The sequence below is a fragment of the Prevotella merdae genome (genome assembly GCF_900290275.1).
GTDB classification, from domain to species: domain Bacteria; phylum Bacteroidota; class Bacteroidia; order Bacteroidales; family Bacteroidaceae; genus Prevotella; species Prevotella merdae.
In genome coordinates this window covers 21,639-39,833 of the sequence record NZ_LT985323.1, presented here as the reverse complement: position 1 = coordinate 39,833, position 18,195 = coordinate 21,639, and the positions used below count along the sequence as shown (strand labels likewise).

11 protein-coding genes are annotated in these 18,195 nt (G+C 45.7%); all 11 read left to right on the top strand.

Annotation, left to right across the window (positions count from 1 at the left end; genetic code table 11):
• Positions 1–21: 21 nt before the first annotated feature.
• The 11 genes from C9991_RS00145 to C9991_RS00095 all read left to right on the top strand — a co-directional run bounded on the left by C9991_RS00145 (position 22) and on the right by C9991_RS00095 (position 18,156).
• A complete protein-coding gene (locus C9991_RS00145; protein WP_106810638.1) occupies positions 22–2,100 on the top strand; it encodes a glycoside hydrolase family 127 protein in 2,079 nt (692 codons plus the stop codon).
• Positions 2,101–2,304: 204 nt separating this feature from the next.
• Entirely contained in the window at positions 2,305–4,290 is a 1,986-nt protein-coding gene (locus tag C9991_RS00140) for a heparinase II/III domain-containing protein (protein WP_106810637.1), read from the top strand.
• Between the two features lie 145 nt (positions 4,291–4,435).
• Positions 4,436–5,560: a glycoside hydrolase family 43 protein gene (locus tag C9991_RS00135; protein WP_106810636.1), complete on the top strand. Its 1,125-nt coding sequence runs from the start codon at positions 4,436–4,438 to the stop codon at positions 5,558–5,560.
• 134 nt (positions 5,561–5,694) lie between these two features.
• Positions 5,695–7,011 carry a DUF2264 domain-containing protein gene (locus tag C9991_RS00130; protein WP_106810635.1) on the top strand — a complete coding sequence of 439 codons (1,317 nt, stop codon included), beginning with the start codon at positions 5,695–5,697 and terminating at the stop codon, positions 7,009–7,011.
• Positions 7,012–7,054: 43 nt separating this feature from the next.
• Positions 7,055–8,254 carry a glycoside hydrolase family 88/105 protein gene (locus tag C9991_RS00125; RefSeq protein ID WP_106810634.1) on the top strand — a complete coding sequence of 400 codons (1,200 nt, stop codon included), beginning with the start codon at positions 7,055–7,057 and terminating at the stop codon, positions 8,252–8,254.
• Between the two features lie 16 nt (positions 8,255–8,270).
• Positions 8,271–11,525, top strand: a complete 3,255-nt coding sequence (locus C9991_RS00120; RefSeq protein WP_198643718.1) for a glycoside hydrolase family 2 TIM barrel-domain containing protein — start codon at positions 8,271–8,273, stop codon at positions 11,523–11,525.
• A gap of 61 nt (positions 11,526–11,586) precedes the next feature.
• On the top strand, positions 11,587–12,822 hold the full coding sequence (locus C9991_RS00115; RefSeq protein ID WP_106810632.1) for a BT3233 family polysaccharide utilization protein: 1,236 nt from the start codon (positions 11,587–11,589) through the stop codon (positions 12,820–12,822).
• 475 nt (positions 12,823–13,297) lie between these two features.
• Positions 13,298–14,482 carry an aldose epimerase family protein gene (locus C9991_RS00110; RefSeq protein ID WP_106810631.1) on the top strand — a complete coding sequence of 395 codons (1,185 nt, stop codon included), beginning with the start codon at positions 13,298–13,300 and terminating at the stop codon, positions 14,480–14,482.
• A 260-nt stretch (positions 14,483–14,742) separates the two neighbouring features.
• Complete coding sequence (locus C9991_RS00105) at positions 14,743–16,494, top strand: sodium:solute symporter (RefSeq protein ID WP_106810630.1); 1,752 nt, start codon at positions 14,743–14,745, stop codon at positions 16,492–16,494.
• Positions 16,495–16,575: 81 nt separating this feature from the next.
• Entirely contained in the window at positions 16,576–17,253 is a 678-nt protein-coding gene (locus tag C9991_RS00100) for an NUDIX hydrolase (protein WP_106810629.1), read from the top strand.
• Between the two features lie 195 nt (positions 17,254–17,448).
• Positions 17,449–18,156, top strand: coding sequence for an L-ribulose-5-phosphate 4-epimerase (locus C9991_RS00095; RefSeq protein ID WP_106810628.1), 708 nt, complete (start codon positions 17,449–17,451; stop codon positions 18,154–18,156).
• The last annotated feature ends 39 nt before the right edge of the window (positions 18,157–18,195 follow it).

Below are 18,195 nucleotides of genomic sequence, written 5' to 3'. Positions count from 1 at the left end.
TTATCTTTATATTCAGATTAAATGAAGTCTTTTATCTTAACCACTGCATTCATCGTAGCCGCATCAGCTACGGTGTCTGCCAAAACCAACACCACTAAGGTATTAGCCAATGGCTATCCCTACACCCAGGTGCCATTCACGAGTGTAAATATTGCGCACAACTCTTTTTGGGGAGCACGTCTACAGGCTGCCCGTGAGGTAACTGTGCCCCTTGCATTCTCAAAGTGCGAGAGCGAGCATCGCTATAAGAACTTTGATATGGCTGCTTATACTCTTAAGCATCCAGGACATCCGGGCTTGAAGACACCCGAGTGGGATGTTGCCAAGATAATGGGATTCTCGTTCGACGATACGGATGTGTACAAGACTATTGAGGGTGCAAGCTATATATTGCAGACATATCCCGACAAAAAGCTTAAGGCTTATATCGATAGTGTGCTCAACATTGTGGCTGCCGCACAAGAGCCTGACGGCTATCTTTATACCGCCCGTACTATCAATCCCGAACATCCACACGGATGGTCTGGCAAGAAGCGTTGGGAGAAGGAGGAGGATTTAAGCCATGAGTTGTACAACCTTGGTCATATGGTAGATGCTGCTTGCGCCCACTATCAGGCTACTGGTAGCCATAAGTTCCTCGATATAGCCCGCCGCTATGCCGACTGTGTATGTCGTGAGGTAGGTTCTGGCTCAGGTCAGACAACTATTGTGCCTGGTCATCAGATTGCCGAGATGGCTCTTGCCCGCCTTTATACACTTACTGGCGAGAAGCGTTATCTTGACGAAGCTAAGTATCTGTTGGACTTCCGTGGCAAGACAAACTTCCGTAAAGAATACTCGCAGAGCCATAAGCCAATCCTTGAACAAGACGAGGCAGTAGGTCATGCTGTACGTGCCGGATATATGTATGCAGGCATTGCCGATGTTGCTGCCCTTACTCAGGACTCGGCTTATATCAAGACCGTTGACCGCATATGGCAGAACATCTATGGCAAGAAGGTTTATCTAACAGGTGGTGTTGGCGCATTGCATTGGGGCGAGGCTTTCGGCAAGAACTACGAGTTGCCTAATATGACTGCCTACAACGAGACCTGCGCTGCCATCTCTATGGTTTACCTCAACGAGCGTATGTTCTTGCTTCATGGCGAGAGCAAGTATATTGACTGCCTTGAGCGTACATTATATAATGGTGTAATCTCGGGTATGAGCATGGACGGTGGTCGTTTCTTCTATCCTAATCCGTTGTCGAGCGACGGCAAGTATGCCTTCAATGCCGACAATACAAAGACTCGTCAGCCGTGGTTCGGTTGTGCTTGTTGTCCAAGTAATCTTTGCCGCTTCATCCCTTCGGTGCCTGGCTACCTCTATGGCGTTAAGGACAACAACATCTATGTAAATCTGTTTGCTGCCAACACCTCTACCATTCAGGTAGGTGGTAAGGATGTGGTACTTGAGGAGTCTACACAATATCCTTGGGATGGCGATATCCAGATACGTGTGGTTAAGTCGGCTGCCAAGAATGCCAACCTCTTGGTGCGCATTCCTGGTTGGGTTCAGAATCAGGTTCTGCCAAGCGACCTCTACAAGTACAGCGACACAGCCAAGCCTGCCTACACCGTTAGCGTCAATGGCAAGAAGATTGAGGCAGACCTTGCTGCTAACAAGGGTTATCTGCCTGTTAAGAACATCAAGAAGGGCGACGTCGTTCGCATCCATTTTGATATGCCTGTACGCACCGTTGTTGCCAACAATAATGTCAAGGACGACGAGGGTCGTGTGGCCGTAGAGCGTGGACCAATAGTTTATTGTGCCGAGGCTGCAGACAATCAGAACGAGCCTGTGCTACGTGCCGTTATAGGCAAGCAGCCTACATTCGACGTTGTAGACAACTATAAGATTGACAACACCGAGACGAAGGGTGCTCCTGCCTTTGCTGTAAAGGCTATAACAACCCAGGCTCAGATGCTGGAGGATGGTGCAAACGGAGTGTCGGTTAAGAACCAGAAGCTAACCCTAATTCCTTATTATGCTTGGAACCATCGTGGCGCCGACCAAATGAATGTTTGGTTTGTTCAGTCGCTTAAGATGCTGGACAAGTAGTATTGTGTAATTACTGTATTGTATATAATAACATAATAGGTATGGCATAAAGGCTGTGCTTATTATGCTATTTTTTGTTATTCAATAGTATAATAACTATTATTGTACCTTAATAAGCAATAATAGTCCATCTAATATTAGCCTTTTGTATACTTTTGTACAGAGTTTTAATAACTGAAAACCAACTAAAACCATAGCATACAAATGTATCTGCGCAAAACTCTTATTACGATTTTCTTTATTGCGGTTTCTTTATTTGAGGCCGTAGCTCAGTCGGCGTTCGCCCCATTTCCTAAGGCTGTCAATCCTTATTGGCGTACCGATGTGCCAAAGTCTATGCGTCAAGACTATATACGTCTTGGCAACCAATATAGTGGAAAGACATGGGACAAGATACCAGATGAGGTGTTTGCCCAGTTCCGCACAACGGGAAACCGTACCAATTATGAAGACTCTTGTTTTGCCCGCCGCTGCCAGTTTGCATGTCTTGTTATGGCGGAGGTTATGGAGTATAAAGGCCGCTTTATAAAGGACATCTGCAACGGACTGCATTACTTCATCGACAAGGAACCATGGTGGGGTCTGCCTGCACATTATCCTGAGGCTAAACCCGACTCGACAATACAGTCAGTAGACCTATTCAATGCCGAAACCTCATCCATGCTTGCATGGACCTTGTATATGCTGTCAGCAGAGATAGATCGGGCAGAAAGCGGATTGTCAGAGCGTATAAGCCACGAGATAGACCGACGTTTCCTTACCCCAACACTTACAGAGAAGCATGGATGGATGCGCAGCGTGAACAACTGGAACACATGGATAATGAGCAATTTCATTGAGACCAGTTTGATATGCTATCCATCCGACTCCAAACATCTTGCCAAGGCTTTGAAGATAAACGAGTCGTGTATGCGCCTATTCCTTAACGGCTATCCCAACGATGGTGGTTGCGAGGAAGGTGTTGGTTATTGGGATCGTGCCGGAGCCTCATTCTTCGAGTCTTTGTGGATGTTGCGTGCTGCAGAACCTATTATTAAGGATGCTGACAATCGTATGTTGCTGACTTCTGCCGAACTGCAGAAGGTGGCAGCTATGGGACGCTTCATTACTACAATGCACATAGGCAACCTTTCGTTTGTAAATTTCTCGGATGCCAAGGTGCATAATGTGCCTAACATCAATATCCTATTTCCATACGGCGAGTGGCTAAAGGATAGCTGCACGTTGGCATCAACCGACACCTTGATGGTGCATAAATGGCAAGAAGTGGGCACACAGATGATGCAGTTTGCTGCCTATATAGCCAACAAATACAATTACTATGTCAAACCATCAACTCTCTTCCTGCAGTCGGGCAACTGGCCCACACTTGGTAGAGAGCTAATGCTGCTGTCTATGCTTAAGCATTTAAGCCATACAGCTGTCATGCAACCCAAGACCTTGGATGCATGGCTTGCCAATTCGCAGATAATGGTGGCAAGCAACGATAGCTGGCTAATAGCTGCCAAGGGAGGCAACAACGCCGAAAGCCATAACCACAATGATGTGGGTTCCTTCGTGATATATCGCAATGGAGAGCCCGTTGTTATAGATCTTGGTAGAGACACATATACGTCGCAGACCTTTGGGCCACATCGTTATGAGATGACAAACAACCGCTCGCTGTATCACAACGTACCAGTTGTAAACGGATACGAGCAGAAGGACGGTCGTCAGTATGAGGGCATAAACGTAGATCATACCTATACCGACTCGGCATCTATTATGCTAGTTGATATAGCCAAGGCATATCCCGTTGAGGCTGGAGTAAGGTCGTGGGTACGTCGGCTGACGTTGGATCGAATGCATAATAGGATTGAGATAACCGAGCATATCATTATGAATGATAATAATGAAAAATCAGGTTCGGGTAATGTTCAGCAGGCTAAAGCCAACTCTTTGCAGAATGACAGCAATTCAACCGATATAACACTTATGTGCTATGGCTCACCACGCAGTATGCAGCAGGGTAGGGTGGCGCTTGCAGATGGCAAGACTGTGCTTGTGTACAATCCAAAGACTGTGGATGTATCTTGGAGCAAGCTACAGATGAACGATGGCATAATGAAGACCCAGTGGCAAGACAATGTCTATCGACTTGTTATGAAGTCAAGACTTAAGTCGGGCATCATTAGGTATTGGTTCGAATAAGATGTATGTTTTTGTTCATATCTTAATTATTGCTCTTTTATTACTGATAATAGTCAATCGATGATAGTTATTATTAATAATTTTGCAACGTCTGATAACTAAAATAGTATATTATTTAACAATAATCATAACCTATACAATTAATATGAAGAAGATTTTAGCGGCCATATTTGCGCTGCAACTCTCTTTTGCTCCGCTTCTTGCACAGGCTCCAATGGATGGTGGCGTGTGGAAAGACAATACGGGTAAGCACATCAATGCACATGGTGGTAGTATATTTAACTACAAGGGAACGTACTATTGGTATGGCGAAAGCCGTTCGGATGATGGCAAGCCATATAGTTCGCTTGGTGTTAGTTGCTTTACCTCAAAGAATCTTAAGGACTGGACCAATCATGGTCTTGTACTTCCAGTATCCAATGAGCCTGGTAGTGACATTGAGGGTGGATGCATTATAGAGCGCCCCAAGGTGCTGTATAATGCCAAGACCAAGAAGTTTGTTATGTGGTTCCATTTGGAACTTAAAGGTCAGGGATATGGTGCGGCACGTGCTGCTGTGGCTGTTAGTGATACACCATTCGGTCCTTTCAAGTTTGTGCGTTCTGGTCGTGTAAATGCTGGTGTCTATCCTATTGGTTTTGCCAAGCCAGATACAACAGACCTACGTCATCAGTTGTTGTATCCAGAATTAAAGAAGTGGTGGACACCTGAGTGGCGCATGCAGATAGAGCGTGGCATGTTTTTTATGCGCGACTTTGATGGAGGACAGATGGCACGAGATATGACCGTCTTTGTAGACGATGACGGCAAGGCATACCACATATTCTCATCCGAAGACAATTTAACGATCCAGATAGCACAGCTCACCGATGACTACATGCAACACAACGGCTCGTTCGTTCGTGTTGCTGCTGGTGGGCAAAACGAGGCGCCTACTATCTTTAAGAAAGACGGCATCTATTGGATGATAACAAGTGGATGCACCGGTTGGGCTCCTAATGCAGCCCGTATGTTCTGTGCCAAGAACATATTTGGTCCATGGAAGCAGTTGCCTAACCCATGCCGTGGCGAGGGTGCCGACAAAACCTTTGGTGCACAGGGTACATATATATATAAGGTGGAAACTGCCGCACAGAAGAAGATGTTTGGTGGTGCCGACTATGTATTTATGGCGGATATGTGGAATCCAAAACATCTGAGCGACAGCCGACATCTGTGGGTGCCAATAGTGTTTGAGGATGGTATGCCGGTATTGAAAAAACACCAATAAGCTCCACCCTCATCCCATTCCTTCACAATAAGGAGTGGAGAGGGAAGCATTGATGGGTTAAGTAATAATTTTATTTATTCTTCAATGAAATATCAATAAAATAAAAAGGTAAAAATATAAAAACTGTATAATATATGATTTTCAAAACCAATAATCTTAACATATTGCTCACCTCCCTAAGGGGCAGAAGTTGGGCTTGTGGCTTCTTGCTCGTTTTCTTGTTGGCTCTTCCTTTAACCTCTACAGCTGCAAAGAAGAAAGTACATGAGCAAAACGATCGTCAATACTGGTGTTCGCTTGCCTATCGCATGGCACAACCAGTACTTGAGAATATGGCAAAGGGCGAACTGCAGAAGAATATGCAGACCGAGTTCAGTCCAAGTTTTGACAACCGCAACCGCAAGGTTCTATATATGGAATGTTTTGGCCGACTGATGGCTGGCATTGCCCCGTGGCTAACCTTGCCCGACGACAATACAGCAGAAGGAAAGCAGCGCAAGCAGTTGCGCCAATGGGCATTGCTTTCGTACAAGAATGCCGTAGATCCTCAGAGTGCCGACTATTTGTGCTGGGGCATAGGCGGACAGAATCTTGTTGACGCTGCCTATATTGCCGAGAGTTTCCTTCGTGCTTATGATGTGTTGTGGATGCCGCTCGACGAGCAGACAAAGCAGCGTTATTTGGCCGAGTTCCGCAAGCTTCGCAAGATAGATCCTCCATATACCAACTGGCTCCTATTCTCGTCAACAATCGAGAGTTTTATGGCAAAGGCTGGTGGCGAGTATGATGAATATCGTGTAAACTCGGCATGTCGCAAGATGGAGGAATGGTATGTTGGTGACGGCTGGTATGCCGATGGACCTTCGTTTGCATTTGATTATTACAGTTCTTACGTGTTCCATCCGATGTATCTTGAGACACTTCAGGCTATGGTGGATGCCAAGGCAAATACACGTCTCGACTATCAGAAGTATTATGATCGTGAGCTGAAGCGTTGTCAGAAGTATTCTATCGTGCTTGAGCGTTTCATAGCTCCCGATGGCACCTTCCCCGTATTTGGCCGTAGCATACCATATCGTATGGCAACTATGCAGCCGTTGGCTCTTATGGCATGGTATCAAACCTTACCTAAGGATCTGTCTAACGGACAGGTGCGTGCTGCTCTTACCAAGGTATTACATCGTATGTTCGACCATCAGCAGAACTTCAACGAGGGGGGATATCTAACCATCGGATTCTGCGGTCATCAGCCAAACGTAGCCGACTGGTATACCAACAACGGCTCGCTTTATATGACCACTCTTGCCTTTATGCCTCTTGGCTTGTCTGCCACACATCCGTTCTGGACCGATGAGGCTAAGCCTTGGACACAGGTTAAGGCATGGAATGGCGAGGCTTTCCCTAAGGATCATCATTGGGGAGATGATATCCAGACTAAGGATAAGTGGTAAGAAATATTATATATTTTATCTAAACAATAAATCGTTTTAAAATATGAACGTAATAACAAACAAACTCAACACTTCACTCCCTTCTCTTTTGAAGAAGGCCAGGGTATGGGGCTTCTTTTTGTTCTTGCTCTTTTCCCTACCTATATCTGCTAAAACTTGGACAGCCGACCAGGTGAAAGAACTCATTACACGTGTCAATACATACTGGCAGCAGAACAATAAGGCTGAAACACGCTCGTTCTGGGACCCAGCTGCCTATCATACAGGCAATATGGAAGTGTATAAGTTGCTAAAGGACGACAAGCAGCTTGACTATACACGCCGTTGGGCTTATCATAACAATTGGAGTGGAGCAACCGAGGCAGACCCAAGTCGTTGGAAGTATGCCAATTATGGCGAGGGTAAGGATTATGTGCTTTTTGGTGACTGGCAGGTATGCTTCCAAACATATATCGACCTATACAACCTTGCTATTGCCAATGGCGGTACCGATGCCGACAACTACTTCATGGTGAAGCGTGCCAAGGAGGTAATGCATTATGAGGCTTACTCAAAGAAGGACGACTACTGGTGGTGGAGCGATGCTCTGTATATGGTTATGCCTGTTATGACAAAGATGTACAAACTTACGGGCGATGTGCAGTATCTCGACAAACTCTACGAGAACCTTCTATATTCCGATCGTATTATGCTCGACCAGGAGACTGGCCTATATTTCCGCGATGCTCGCTACGTTTATCCTAATCACAAGAGTGTAAATGGTAAGAAGGATTTCTGGGCTCGTGGTGATGGTTGGGTGCTTGCAGGTCTTGCTAAGGTTCTGCAAGATTTACCAAAAGACTATAAGCACTACAAGTTCTTTGTTGACAAGTTCCAGCGTCTTGCTGATATCGTTGCAAAGACACAGCAGAAGGATGGTTATTGGACTCGTTCAATACTTGACCCCAACCACGCTCCAGGACCAGAGACAAGCGGTACAGCTTTCTTTGCATATGGCATTATGTGGGGTGTGAACAATGGCTTCCTTGCCAAGAAGGATTATAAGAAATGCATAGACCGTGCTTGGCAATATATCTCGGAAACTGCTGTTCAGGCAGATGGCAAGGTAGGATATGTGCAGCCTATAGGCGACCGTGCCATACCAGGTCAGACAGTAGATACCAATTCACAGGCCAACTTTGGTGTAGGTGCTGTGTTGTTGGCAGCTTGCGAGTACTATCGCTATATAGACAATCAGAAATAACTAAAGCTATAGACTGATGAGAAAATCATTAATAATAACAGCCATGGCTGCTGTGGCTCTTAGTGTGAGTGCAGCTAAGGTTAAGAAGACGGTTGTGCCTGCTGAGCTGATGCCGACATGGACCGAATGGCACGACCTGCAGATAAATGAGGTGAACCGTTATGGTCTACACACCAACTTCTTTGCCTATGAAGACATGCAGGCAGCGCTTGCTGGCAATATGGCACAGTCGGCTAACTATCTCTCGCTTGAGGGTTCATGGAAGTTCAATTGGGTTGCTGATGCCGACCAGCGTCCCACAGATTTCTATAAGACCAATTACGACGACTCTGCTTGGAAGACAATGCAGGTGCCCGGTATTTGGGAAATGAATGGCTATGGCGACCCCGAATATGTGAATGTAGGCTTTGGATGGAGATATATGTTCAACGAAGAAGACTACTTCAAGGGTTTCAAGAAAGAGTATAAGGTGACCAACGACAGCGTGCCTGTGCCTATAAGCGACAACCATGTGGGCAGCTATCGACGCGTTATGGAGCTGCCAGCCAACTGGAATGGAAAGCAGGTGGTAGCTCACTTCGGTTCGGTTACATCTAACATCTATCTCTTTGTAAACGGACATTATGTAGGTTATGCCGAGGACAGCAAGGTAGCTGCCGAGTTTGACATTACCAAGTATGTAAAGCCAGGAAAGAACCTCATAGCCTTCCAGACATTCCGCTGGTGTGACGGTTCATGGGATGAAGATCAGGACTTTTGGCGTCTATCGGGTGTGGCAAGAAACTGCTACCTTTTTGCCAAGAATCCTAATGTGCAAGTTAGCAATATCAAGCTCACGCCCGATTTGCTCAACGACTATAACGATGGCGAGTTGCTTGTCAACGTGAACGTAAAGGGCAACCCAATCATTGATTTCCAACTCATCAACGCCAATAATCAGGTTGTGGGCAAGTCAACGGCTACTTTCAATAAAAAGCTTAACGGTGTGGCACGTTTCACTGTGCCCAATGTGGAGAAGTGGACAGCTGAGACACCTTATCTATATACATTGCTGGCAATTGTCAAGGATGGCAAGGGCAATGTGGTAGAGGCAATTCCGCAAAAGGTGGGATTCCGCAAGGTTGAGATTAAGAACAGTCAACTACTCGTAAACGGACAACCTGTGCTTATAAAGGGTGCCGATCGCCATGAGATTGACCCTGATGGAGGCTACGTTCTAACTCGCGAGCGTATGATTCAAGACATAAAGATAATGAAACGTCTGAACATAAACGCCGTCAGAACATGTCACTATCCAGACGACCCAATATGGTATGAACTCTGCGACGAGTATGGCCTCTATATCACGGCAGAAGCAAATCAGGAGAGTCATGGCTTCCAATATGGACAAAACTCGCCTATCGTAAAGAAGATATTTGCCAAGCAGATAATGGAGCGCAACCAGCACAACATGGAGATGTACTACAACCATCCTTCGGTGATTGTGTGGAGTTTGGGCAACGAGACTGACAACAGCCAGAACTTTGTTGATGCTTACAACTGGATTAAGAGTCAAGACAAGAGTCGCCCTGTACAGTATGAGCGTGGACTTTGGGGACATGGCGACGACTCAGACATATACTGTCCAATGTATATGTCGCATGACGGAAGCGAGAAGTATGCTAAGAACGATGCCAACAAGCGCCCACTAATACAGTGTGAATATAATCACACCATGGGCAACTCAAGCGGTGGATTCCTTGAGTATTGGGACCTTATACGCAAGTATCCTAAGTATCAAGGTGGATACATATGGGACTTCGTCGACCAAGCTTTGCATCGTACACCCGACTTCAAGGCTTCGCGCACGCTTGCCGATTATGAGGCAATCTCTGCCAAGTACGAACCGGGCAGTGGCAATATGTCGCCCAACTACACATATGGTGGCGACTACAACAAGAAGGACGCTTCGGACAACAACTTCAACTGCAATGGTGTAATAGCTCCCGATCGTCAGCTCAACCCTCATGCATACGAGATTGCTTACGTTCACCAGAATATCTGGGCAGAGGCTGTAGACCTCAAGAGTGGCAAAATATCGGTTTACAACGAGTATTTCTTCCGCGACCTGAGCAACTACGAGCTTGTATGGACAATGATAAAGAACGGTAAGGCTGTGCAGAACGGAACAGTAGAGCAACTAAACGTGAAGCCCCAGCAGAAGATAACGTTGACATTGCCTTACAATATTCCTGCTGATGGCGAACTGATGCTAAACATCGAGTTCCGCTTGAAGAATGCTGAGCCTCTTATGGACAAGGGTCAGGTAGCGGCTTATCGTCAGCTTGTTGTGCGCGAAGCTAAACCTGCAACCGTACAGCAGTCCACTCAGAAGGCTAAGCTTAAGGTTACCGACAATAAGAAGGATGGTGTAATCAGCGTAGACGTAAAGAATATGTTGAACATAGTATTCGATAAGGCCACAGGCTTGCTGAAGACTTACAACGTAGCTGGCAATAACTTGCTGCCCGAGGGTGGTACATTGCGTCCTAACTTCTGGCGTGCTGTAACCGACAATGATATGGGTGCCAACCTGCAAAACAAGTTCAAGGTTTGGCGCAATCCTACTATGAACCTTACCTCTATAACAGGCACTAAGGTGGGTAAAGTAGGTGCTCGTGTTGTAGCTGTGTACGACATGCCCGATGTTAAGGCTACACTCACCATCACATACGATATTGATGGCGAGGGCACAATGACCGTTCAGCAGCAGATGAAGACTACTGCAGGTGCAAAGGTGAGCGACCTTATGCGTTTCGGAATGGTGATGGACCTCGACTATAACATGGACAACAGCGAGTTCTACGGTCGTGGACCTATAGAGAACTATACCGACCGCAAGGCAAGTCAGAACATTGGCATTTACAAGCAAACTGCCGACCAGCAGTTCTTCCCTTATATACGTCCGCAGGAAACAGGTACAAAGAGCGACATTCGCTGGTGGAAGCAGACCACAGCCGAGGGTTTAGGTTTCTGCATATCAGCGCTTGACAACTATTTCGACGCTTGTGCTCTGCATTATAACATTAGCGATCTTGACGAGGGTGAGAAGAAGGCGCAACGCCATTCTACTGAGGTGCCCAAGAGCAAGTATACTGAACTAAGTATCAACTTGGCTCACTTTGGTGTTGGTGGCGAGAATAGCTGGGGCGCATGGCCACTTAAGCAGCATCGCCTGCCTTATCAGGACATGACATTTAGCTTCCGACTCACACCTCTGGGCGTGAAGTAATGATAACCAAATATAAAGCCCTGCCCATATGGGTGGGGCTTTTTAAATTCACATCACATCTATGAAAATTTCTAATTTATTATCGTCTTTTCTCCTTGCTTTTGCCACATTCATTCCCTCAACCCCTGCTCTTGGTTCAAACAAAGTGGTTCTCTCTGCCACCAATCCTACAGATGTGCAACGCTTTGAAGTGGTAGAGTTCGAAGTTAAGGATGTGTGGCAATCGTTAGGTGTTGAGTCGGGCAGCAATATCATTGTTAAAGACTTGTACAATCAGGAGGTGCCATATCAGATAACCCACGATGGCAAGTTGCTTGTTGAGATGTCGGTACGTCCACATGGTAAGGCAAGGTTTATGGTAGAGCAAGGTATCCCGCAGCCAATGCGCAGTTATGTAGATGGCTATTTCTCGCATTGGCGTGCCGACGACTTTACATGGGAGAATGACATATGTGCCTATCGAGCTTACGGACCCGCCTTGCAACGCAGCGGCGAGAAAGCATTTGGCTTTGACGTATGGATGAAGTCGACCAATGAACTTGATGTGCGTCGCCGCTATCAGTTGCATCGCGAGGCATGTGACGAGCGTGATGAATTGCGCCGACGTGGACTGAACGCCGATGCCGCATTCGATAGCAAGTCGTTCCACATCGATCATGGTCGTGGTCTGGATTGCTATAACGTAGGTCCAAGTCTTGGTTGTGGCACGCCTGCCCTTGTGCTTGGCGACAGCATTGTTATGCCATGGGCGTTTAAGGATTATAAGGTGTTGGACAATGGACCGTTGCGTCTTACCTTCGAACTGGAATATCCCGAGGTAGTTGTAGATGGACAGAGGGTGGTAGAGCATCGACTTGTAACACTCGACAAAGGAGCACACTTCAACCGTATGACTGTTTGGTACGACGGTTTGACACGTCCTATGAATGTATGCAGCGGTGTTGTGCTGCATTCTGAAGAGTCTATCGACCTGTCGCTATCTTCAACCTATGTGGCTTATTGCGACCCAACCGACTCTCCAGAACGTCACAATTTCCAAATATATGTGGCAACAGTTTATCCCGATGGCATCAACCGTACACGTATGCTAAAGGATTTGTGGCACAAGCAGCAAGGCATTGAGGGCAATGCTGTTGGTATAAAACGTGGTTTGAAGGCAGGTGAACGATGGACTTATTGGTTTGGTGCATCGTGGTGCAAGAGTGGCACAGCCGACAAGGCTGCATGGCTTCAGCAAATAGGCACGTTCGTTAATAATTGTAAGGCACCAATAGAGACGAGTGTCGAGACACGTTGAGAATTTATTTCTCTGCAATAAAAAACATATTTGATAGCAAGCATAGCTACGTTTGATAGCAAGCATAGCTACGTTTGATAGCAAGCATAGCTTCATTTGATAGCAAGCATAGATACGTTTGACAGCAATCAAAGATCAAACGAATATATATCTTTTCAATTTATAGATACGGCTTCATTGGCCAACGATATTAACTTCATCGGCTTACGGTATTAACCGTGTTGGTAGATTAAGTTAATTTAGTTGGCTTATGAAGCCGGACCTTTTTTCTTGATATGGCTCAATTGTTTCCTTATATAATAATGTGTAGAGGCTATTTTAGTCTTTATAAACGTTAAATACAAGCTTGTAAGTGTGAAATTTACACTTATAAGCGAAAATAAATAGGAAAACTCTTTGCTGGTAAAATAATAAGTGGTAATTTTACACTCATAAAAGAAAGAACTATAAAAAATAACTAAAACCAACCGCCATTATGAACCTAATAAAGTTTGCAATTATTGGTGTGGCAGCAACGGCAACAGCCCTTGCATCTTGCACATCAGGTAAACAGGCCGACGAAACAGTATCTGGACTCAATCCTGCTCGTTTCGATTCAATAGTTAACAATAAGAAAGTAGCCCTCTACACGTTGAAGAACAGCAACGGAATGGAGGTTTGTATCACCAACTTTGGTGGTCGCGTGGTGTCGCTTGTAGTACCCGACGCTAATGGAAAACCGACTGATGTGGTACTTGGCTACGACAACCTCAAGCAGTATACCGACTCGGTGAACAGTCCAAGCGATTTTGGTTCTTCTGTAGGACGTTATGCCAACCGCATTGGTGGAGGCAAGCTTACAGTAGCAGGCAAGACATATCAGTTGCCACAGAACAACTTTGGACATTGTCTTCATGGTGGACCTTCGGGTTGGATATATCAGGTATACGATGCCCAGCAGCCTAACGACTCGACACTTGTACTTACCATCGTTTCGCCTGACGGCGACAACAACTTCCCAGGAACAGTTACAGCGCATACAACATATAAGGTATTGAGCAATAATACGCTCGACATTACCTTCGACGCTACTACCGATAAGGAGACTGTGGTGAACATGACCAACCACAGCTACTTCAACCTGAACGGTGACCCATCTAAGGAGGGCACAAACATGTGGCTCTACCTTAATGCAGACAACTATACACCAGCCGACTCTACATACATGACTACTGGTGATATACGTCCGGTTGAGGGCACACCTATGGACTTCCGCAAGGCACATGCATTGGAGGAGACCATCAACGACACTTCGTTCGACCAGATTCGCAATGCTACTGGCTACGACCACAACTGGTGTCTTAACACATATAAGAATGGCAAGGGCGACGATACAAAGGTTTGCGCCGTTTTGTGGTCGCCTGTTACAAAGATTGGTTTGTCTATGTACACCAATGAGCCGGGTGTTCAGGTATACACAGGCAACTTTCAGGGTACTGGCGTAAGCTGCAAGCATGGCATCAAGTATCCTAAGCATGTTTCGGTTTGTCTTGAGAGTCAGAAGTATCCTGATTCGCCCAACAAGCCCAACTGGCCATCTCCATATCTTAAGCCAGGCGAGAAGTATTACAGCCATGTGGCTTACCGTTTCTGGACTGGTGAGTTTGGAATAGACAAGTAAACAGAAATAATTGTCCGTTAAAGCTATTGATATTAACGAGTATAGTTGAAAATAAATAATAAGTTGTAATGTAGCAGCACGTCGTGATGATGAAGCTAAATAAGCATGAGTAGTTGAAATAAAATCGGAGTAAACAGATTTGTTGTAGATTTTTAGTTATATGTCGTAATATAGGTTCGTAACTATACATGCAGTCTGGTATCAATCAGCTTAAACGGACAATAATAAACCAAATAACAATAATAAAACCCAAATTAAAAATGAACTGGAATTCAAATGAATTTGTAGGGCTCGACTGGGCTGTCCTCGTTATCGGTCTCCTCGGAGTAGTATGGGCAGTGTGGCACGCCATCGTTAAAGACAAGAAAGCCTCTAAAGGCGAAAGCTCATCCGATTATCTCTTCGGCAAGGGCGAACCATGGTACGTAATAGGTATGGCCATCTTTGCTGCCAACATTGGTTCTGAGCACCTCGTTGGTCTTGCTGGTACAGGCGCCAAGGATGGTGTAGGTATGGCCCACTGGGAGATGCAGGGTTGGATGATATTGTTCCTTGGCTGGTTGTTCGTACCGTTCTATCAGCTCTTGAACAACAAGTTGGGCAAGATTATCACAATGCCTGATTTTCTTAAATTCCGTTACACCCACCGCACAGGCTCATGGTTGTCTATCATTACCCTTGTAGCCTACGTGTTGACAAAGGTTAGCGTTACTGCCTTTACTGGCGGTATCTTCTTCGAGTTCTTGCTCGGTATACCATTCTGGTATGGTGCTATTGGTTTGATAGCCATTACAGCTGTGTTTACAGTATTTGGTGGTATGAAGGGCGTAATGACTCTATCTTCTATCCAGACACCAATTCTTATCATCGGTTCGTTCCTTGTACTGTTCCTTGGTCTTAACCTCCTTGGCGATGGTAGCATCGTAGCAGGTTGGTCGGCAATGATGGACAATGCACGTGCCATGCACGATGGTTATGGCATCAACCATATGTTCCACACCAATCAGGGCGACCCTATGTATCCTGAATATCCAGGATATGTTGTGTTCTTGGGTGCTTCAATCATTGGTTTCTGGTATTGGTGTACCGACCAGCACATCGTACAGCGTGTGTTGGGTCAGCAGCCAGGCGAGGACAATGCAAAGGTTATTGCACGTGCACGTCGCGGTACTATTGCCGCAGGTTTCTTCAAGATTCTGCCTTGCTTCATGTTCCTTATCCCTGGCATGATTGCCATTGCTTTGCAGAATAAGGCAGGCTCAGGCTTTGACATGGGCGTTAATGCAGCCGGCCAGCTCAATACCGACGCTGCTTTTGCAGTAATGGTTAAGAACGTATTGCCTACAGGTGTCAAGGGTATTGTAACTATCGGTTTCGTTTGTGCATTGGTTGCGTCGCTCGCGGCATTCTTCAACTCATGTGCGACACTCTTTACAGAGGACTTCTACAAGCCATTGAAGAAGGGCATGAGCGAGGCTCACTATGTGCTCGTAGGACGTATTGCAACAGTGGTTGTAGTATTGTTGGGCTTGGCATGGATGCCGGTTATGATGTCAATGGATACACTTTACACTTATCTTCAGGGTATCCAGTCGCTACTTGCACCGTCAATGGTGGCAGTGTTTACATTGGGTATATTCTCTAAGCGTATCACTCCAAAGGCAGGCGAGTGGGGACTTATCGGTGGCTTTGCTATTGGTATGCTTCGCCTTGTAACAAATGTTGTTACCGACTCGGGCAAGGCTGTAATGGATGGCGCATTCTGGGATTCTACAGCATGGTTCTGGCAGACTAACTGGCTCATCTTTGAATGCTGGTTGCTGGTATTCATTATCGGCTTGATGATAGTTGTATCGTTCTTTACACCAGCACCATCTAAGGAGCAGGTTGAGGCTATAACCTTCACAACCGATTACCGTAAGATGATTCGCTCAAGCTGGAATGTATGGGATATCGTAGGTACATTGCTCGTTGTGGGTCTGTGTGCTGCGTTCTACTGGTACTTCTGGTAAAAAGTATAAAAATAGTAGGCTATGGCGTCTATGCTATAGCCTACGCAAACTACCCCACTTAACAACAATATAAGTATATACATGGAAAATTTCTATAACGAACATGACAGACTACTGGTATCTGTAGACTGTATAGTCTTTGGATTCGATGAGGGAGAGCTTCGCGTATTGATGGGCAAACGTAAGATGGACCCAGGACGCGGACTATGGTCGCTATATGGTGGATTTGTTGATGCAAATGAAAGTGTCGATGATGCTGCAAAGCGTGTGCTCTATGGACTTACTGGATTGAAAGACCTGTATATGAAACAGGTGGGGGCATTCGGTGATGTAAACCGCGACCCTGGTGCAAGGGTTGTATCTATATCGTATTACTCGATGATAAATGTTGCCGACTACGACCAGGCACAGCAGCAAGAGCACGATGTGGCATGGGTTAATATAGAGCAGCTGCCTGAAATGTACTCTGATCATCGCAAGATGGTGCTTAAGGCAAGACGCATGATGCAGGAGAAGATATCGCATGAGCCTATAGGCTTTAATCTTCTGCCCGAACTCTTCACCCTATCTCAGCTGCAGCAGGTATATGAGGCTGTTAATGGTGAGGAAGTGGACAAGCGCAACTTCCGTAAGCGTATAAAGGAGATGGACTTCATCGAGAAGACCGACCAAATAGACAAACTTACATCCAAGCGCGGTGCTTACCTGTACCGATTCAACGAAAAGGCTTATAAGGAAGAGCCTAACTTTAAATTATAGAATGTTATCGGGAGTTAGCGGAAGTTATCTGAAGTTATTGGAAGTTATCTGAAGTTATCGGACAATAGTTTCATAGCATAAACAGAAGAATAAAGTCCATTCGATCGGCTTGCCACTTGCAAGAGCAAGAACTTCATGAGCGAAACGAGTTTTACTTCCTCTAACTTCGGCTAACTCCTATTAAAAAATAAGAAAATGAAAGATTTAAGCGCACTAAAAGAAAAGGTGTTCCAAGCCAACCTCGACTTGGTTAAGCACAACCTCGTGATTTTTACATGGGGCAACGTGTCGGGCATCGACCGCGAAAGTGGACTTGTAGTTATCAAACCTTCGGGTGTTAGCTACGACAAGATGACTGTAAATGACATGGTTGTTGTAGATATTGAGACTGGCAAGGTAGTTGAAGGCGACCTTAATCCGTCGTCGGACACTCCCACCCACCTCGCCATCTATCGCGCATTCCCTAACGTAGGTGGTGTGGTACACACTCACTCTACTTATGCTACTGCTTGGGCTCAGGCAGGCAAGGATATTCCTAACATAGGTACAACACATGCCGACTACTTCCACGACTCTATTCCATGTACTCCAGACATGACAGAGGCTGAGGTTAAGGGCAACTACGAGTTGGAGACTGGCAACGTGATTGTAAAGAAGTTCCAGGATGGCAACATCAATCCTGACCACACTCCAGGTGTATTGGTAAAGAACCATGGTCCATTCTCATGGGGAACCGATGCCGACAACGCTGTATACAACGCTGTTGTTATGGAGCAGGTGGCTAAGATGGCATTCGTGTCGTTCTCGGTTAATCCTAACACAACAATGAACCCATTGCTCGTAGAAAAGCACTTCAGCCGCAAGCACGGTCCGAATGCTTACTATGGACAGAAGAAAAAGTAAAAAAGTAAAAAATAAAAACTAATAATTAAAAACAATAAG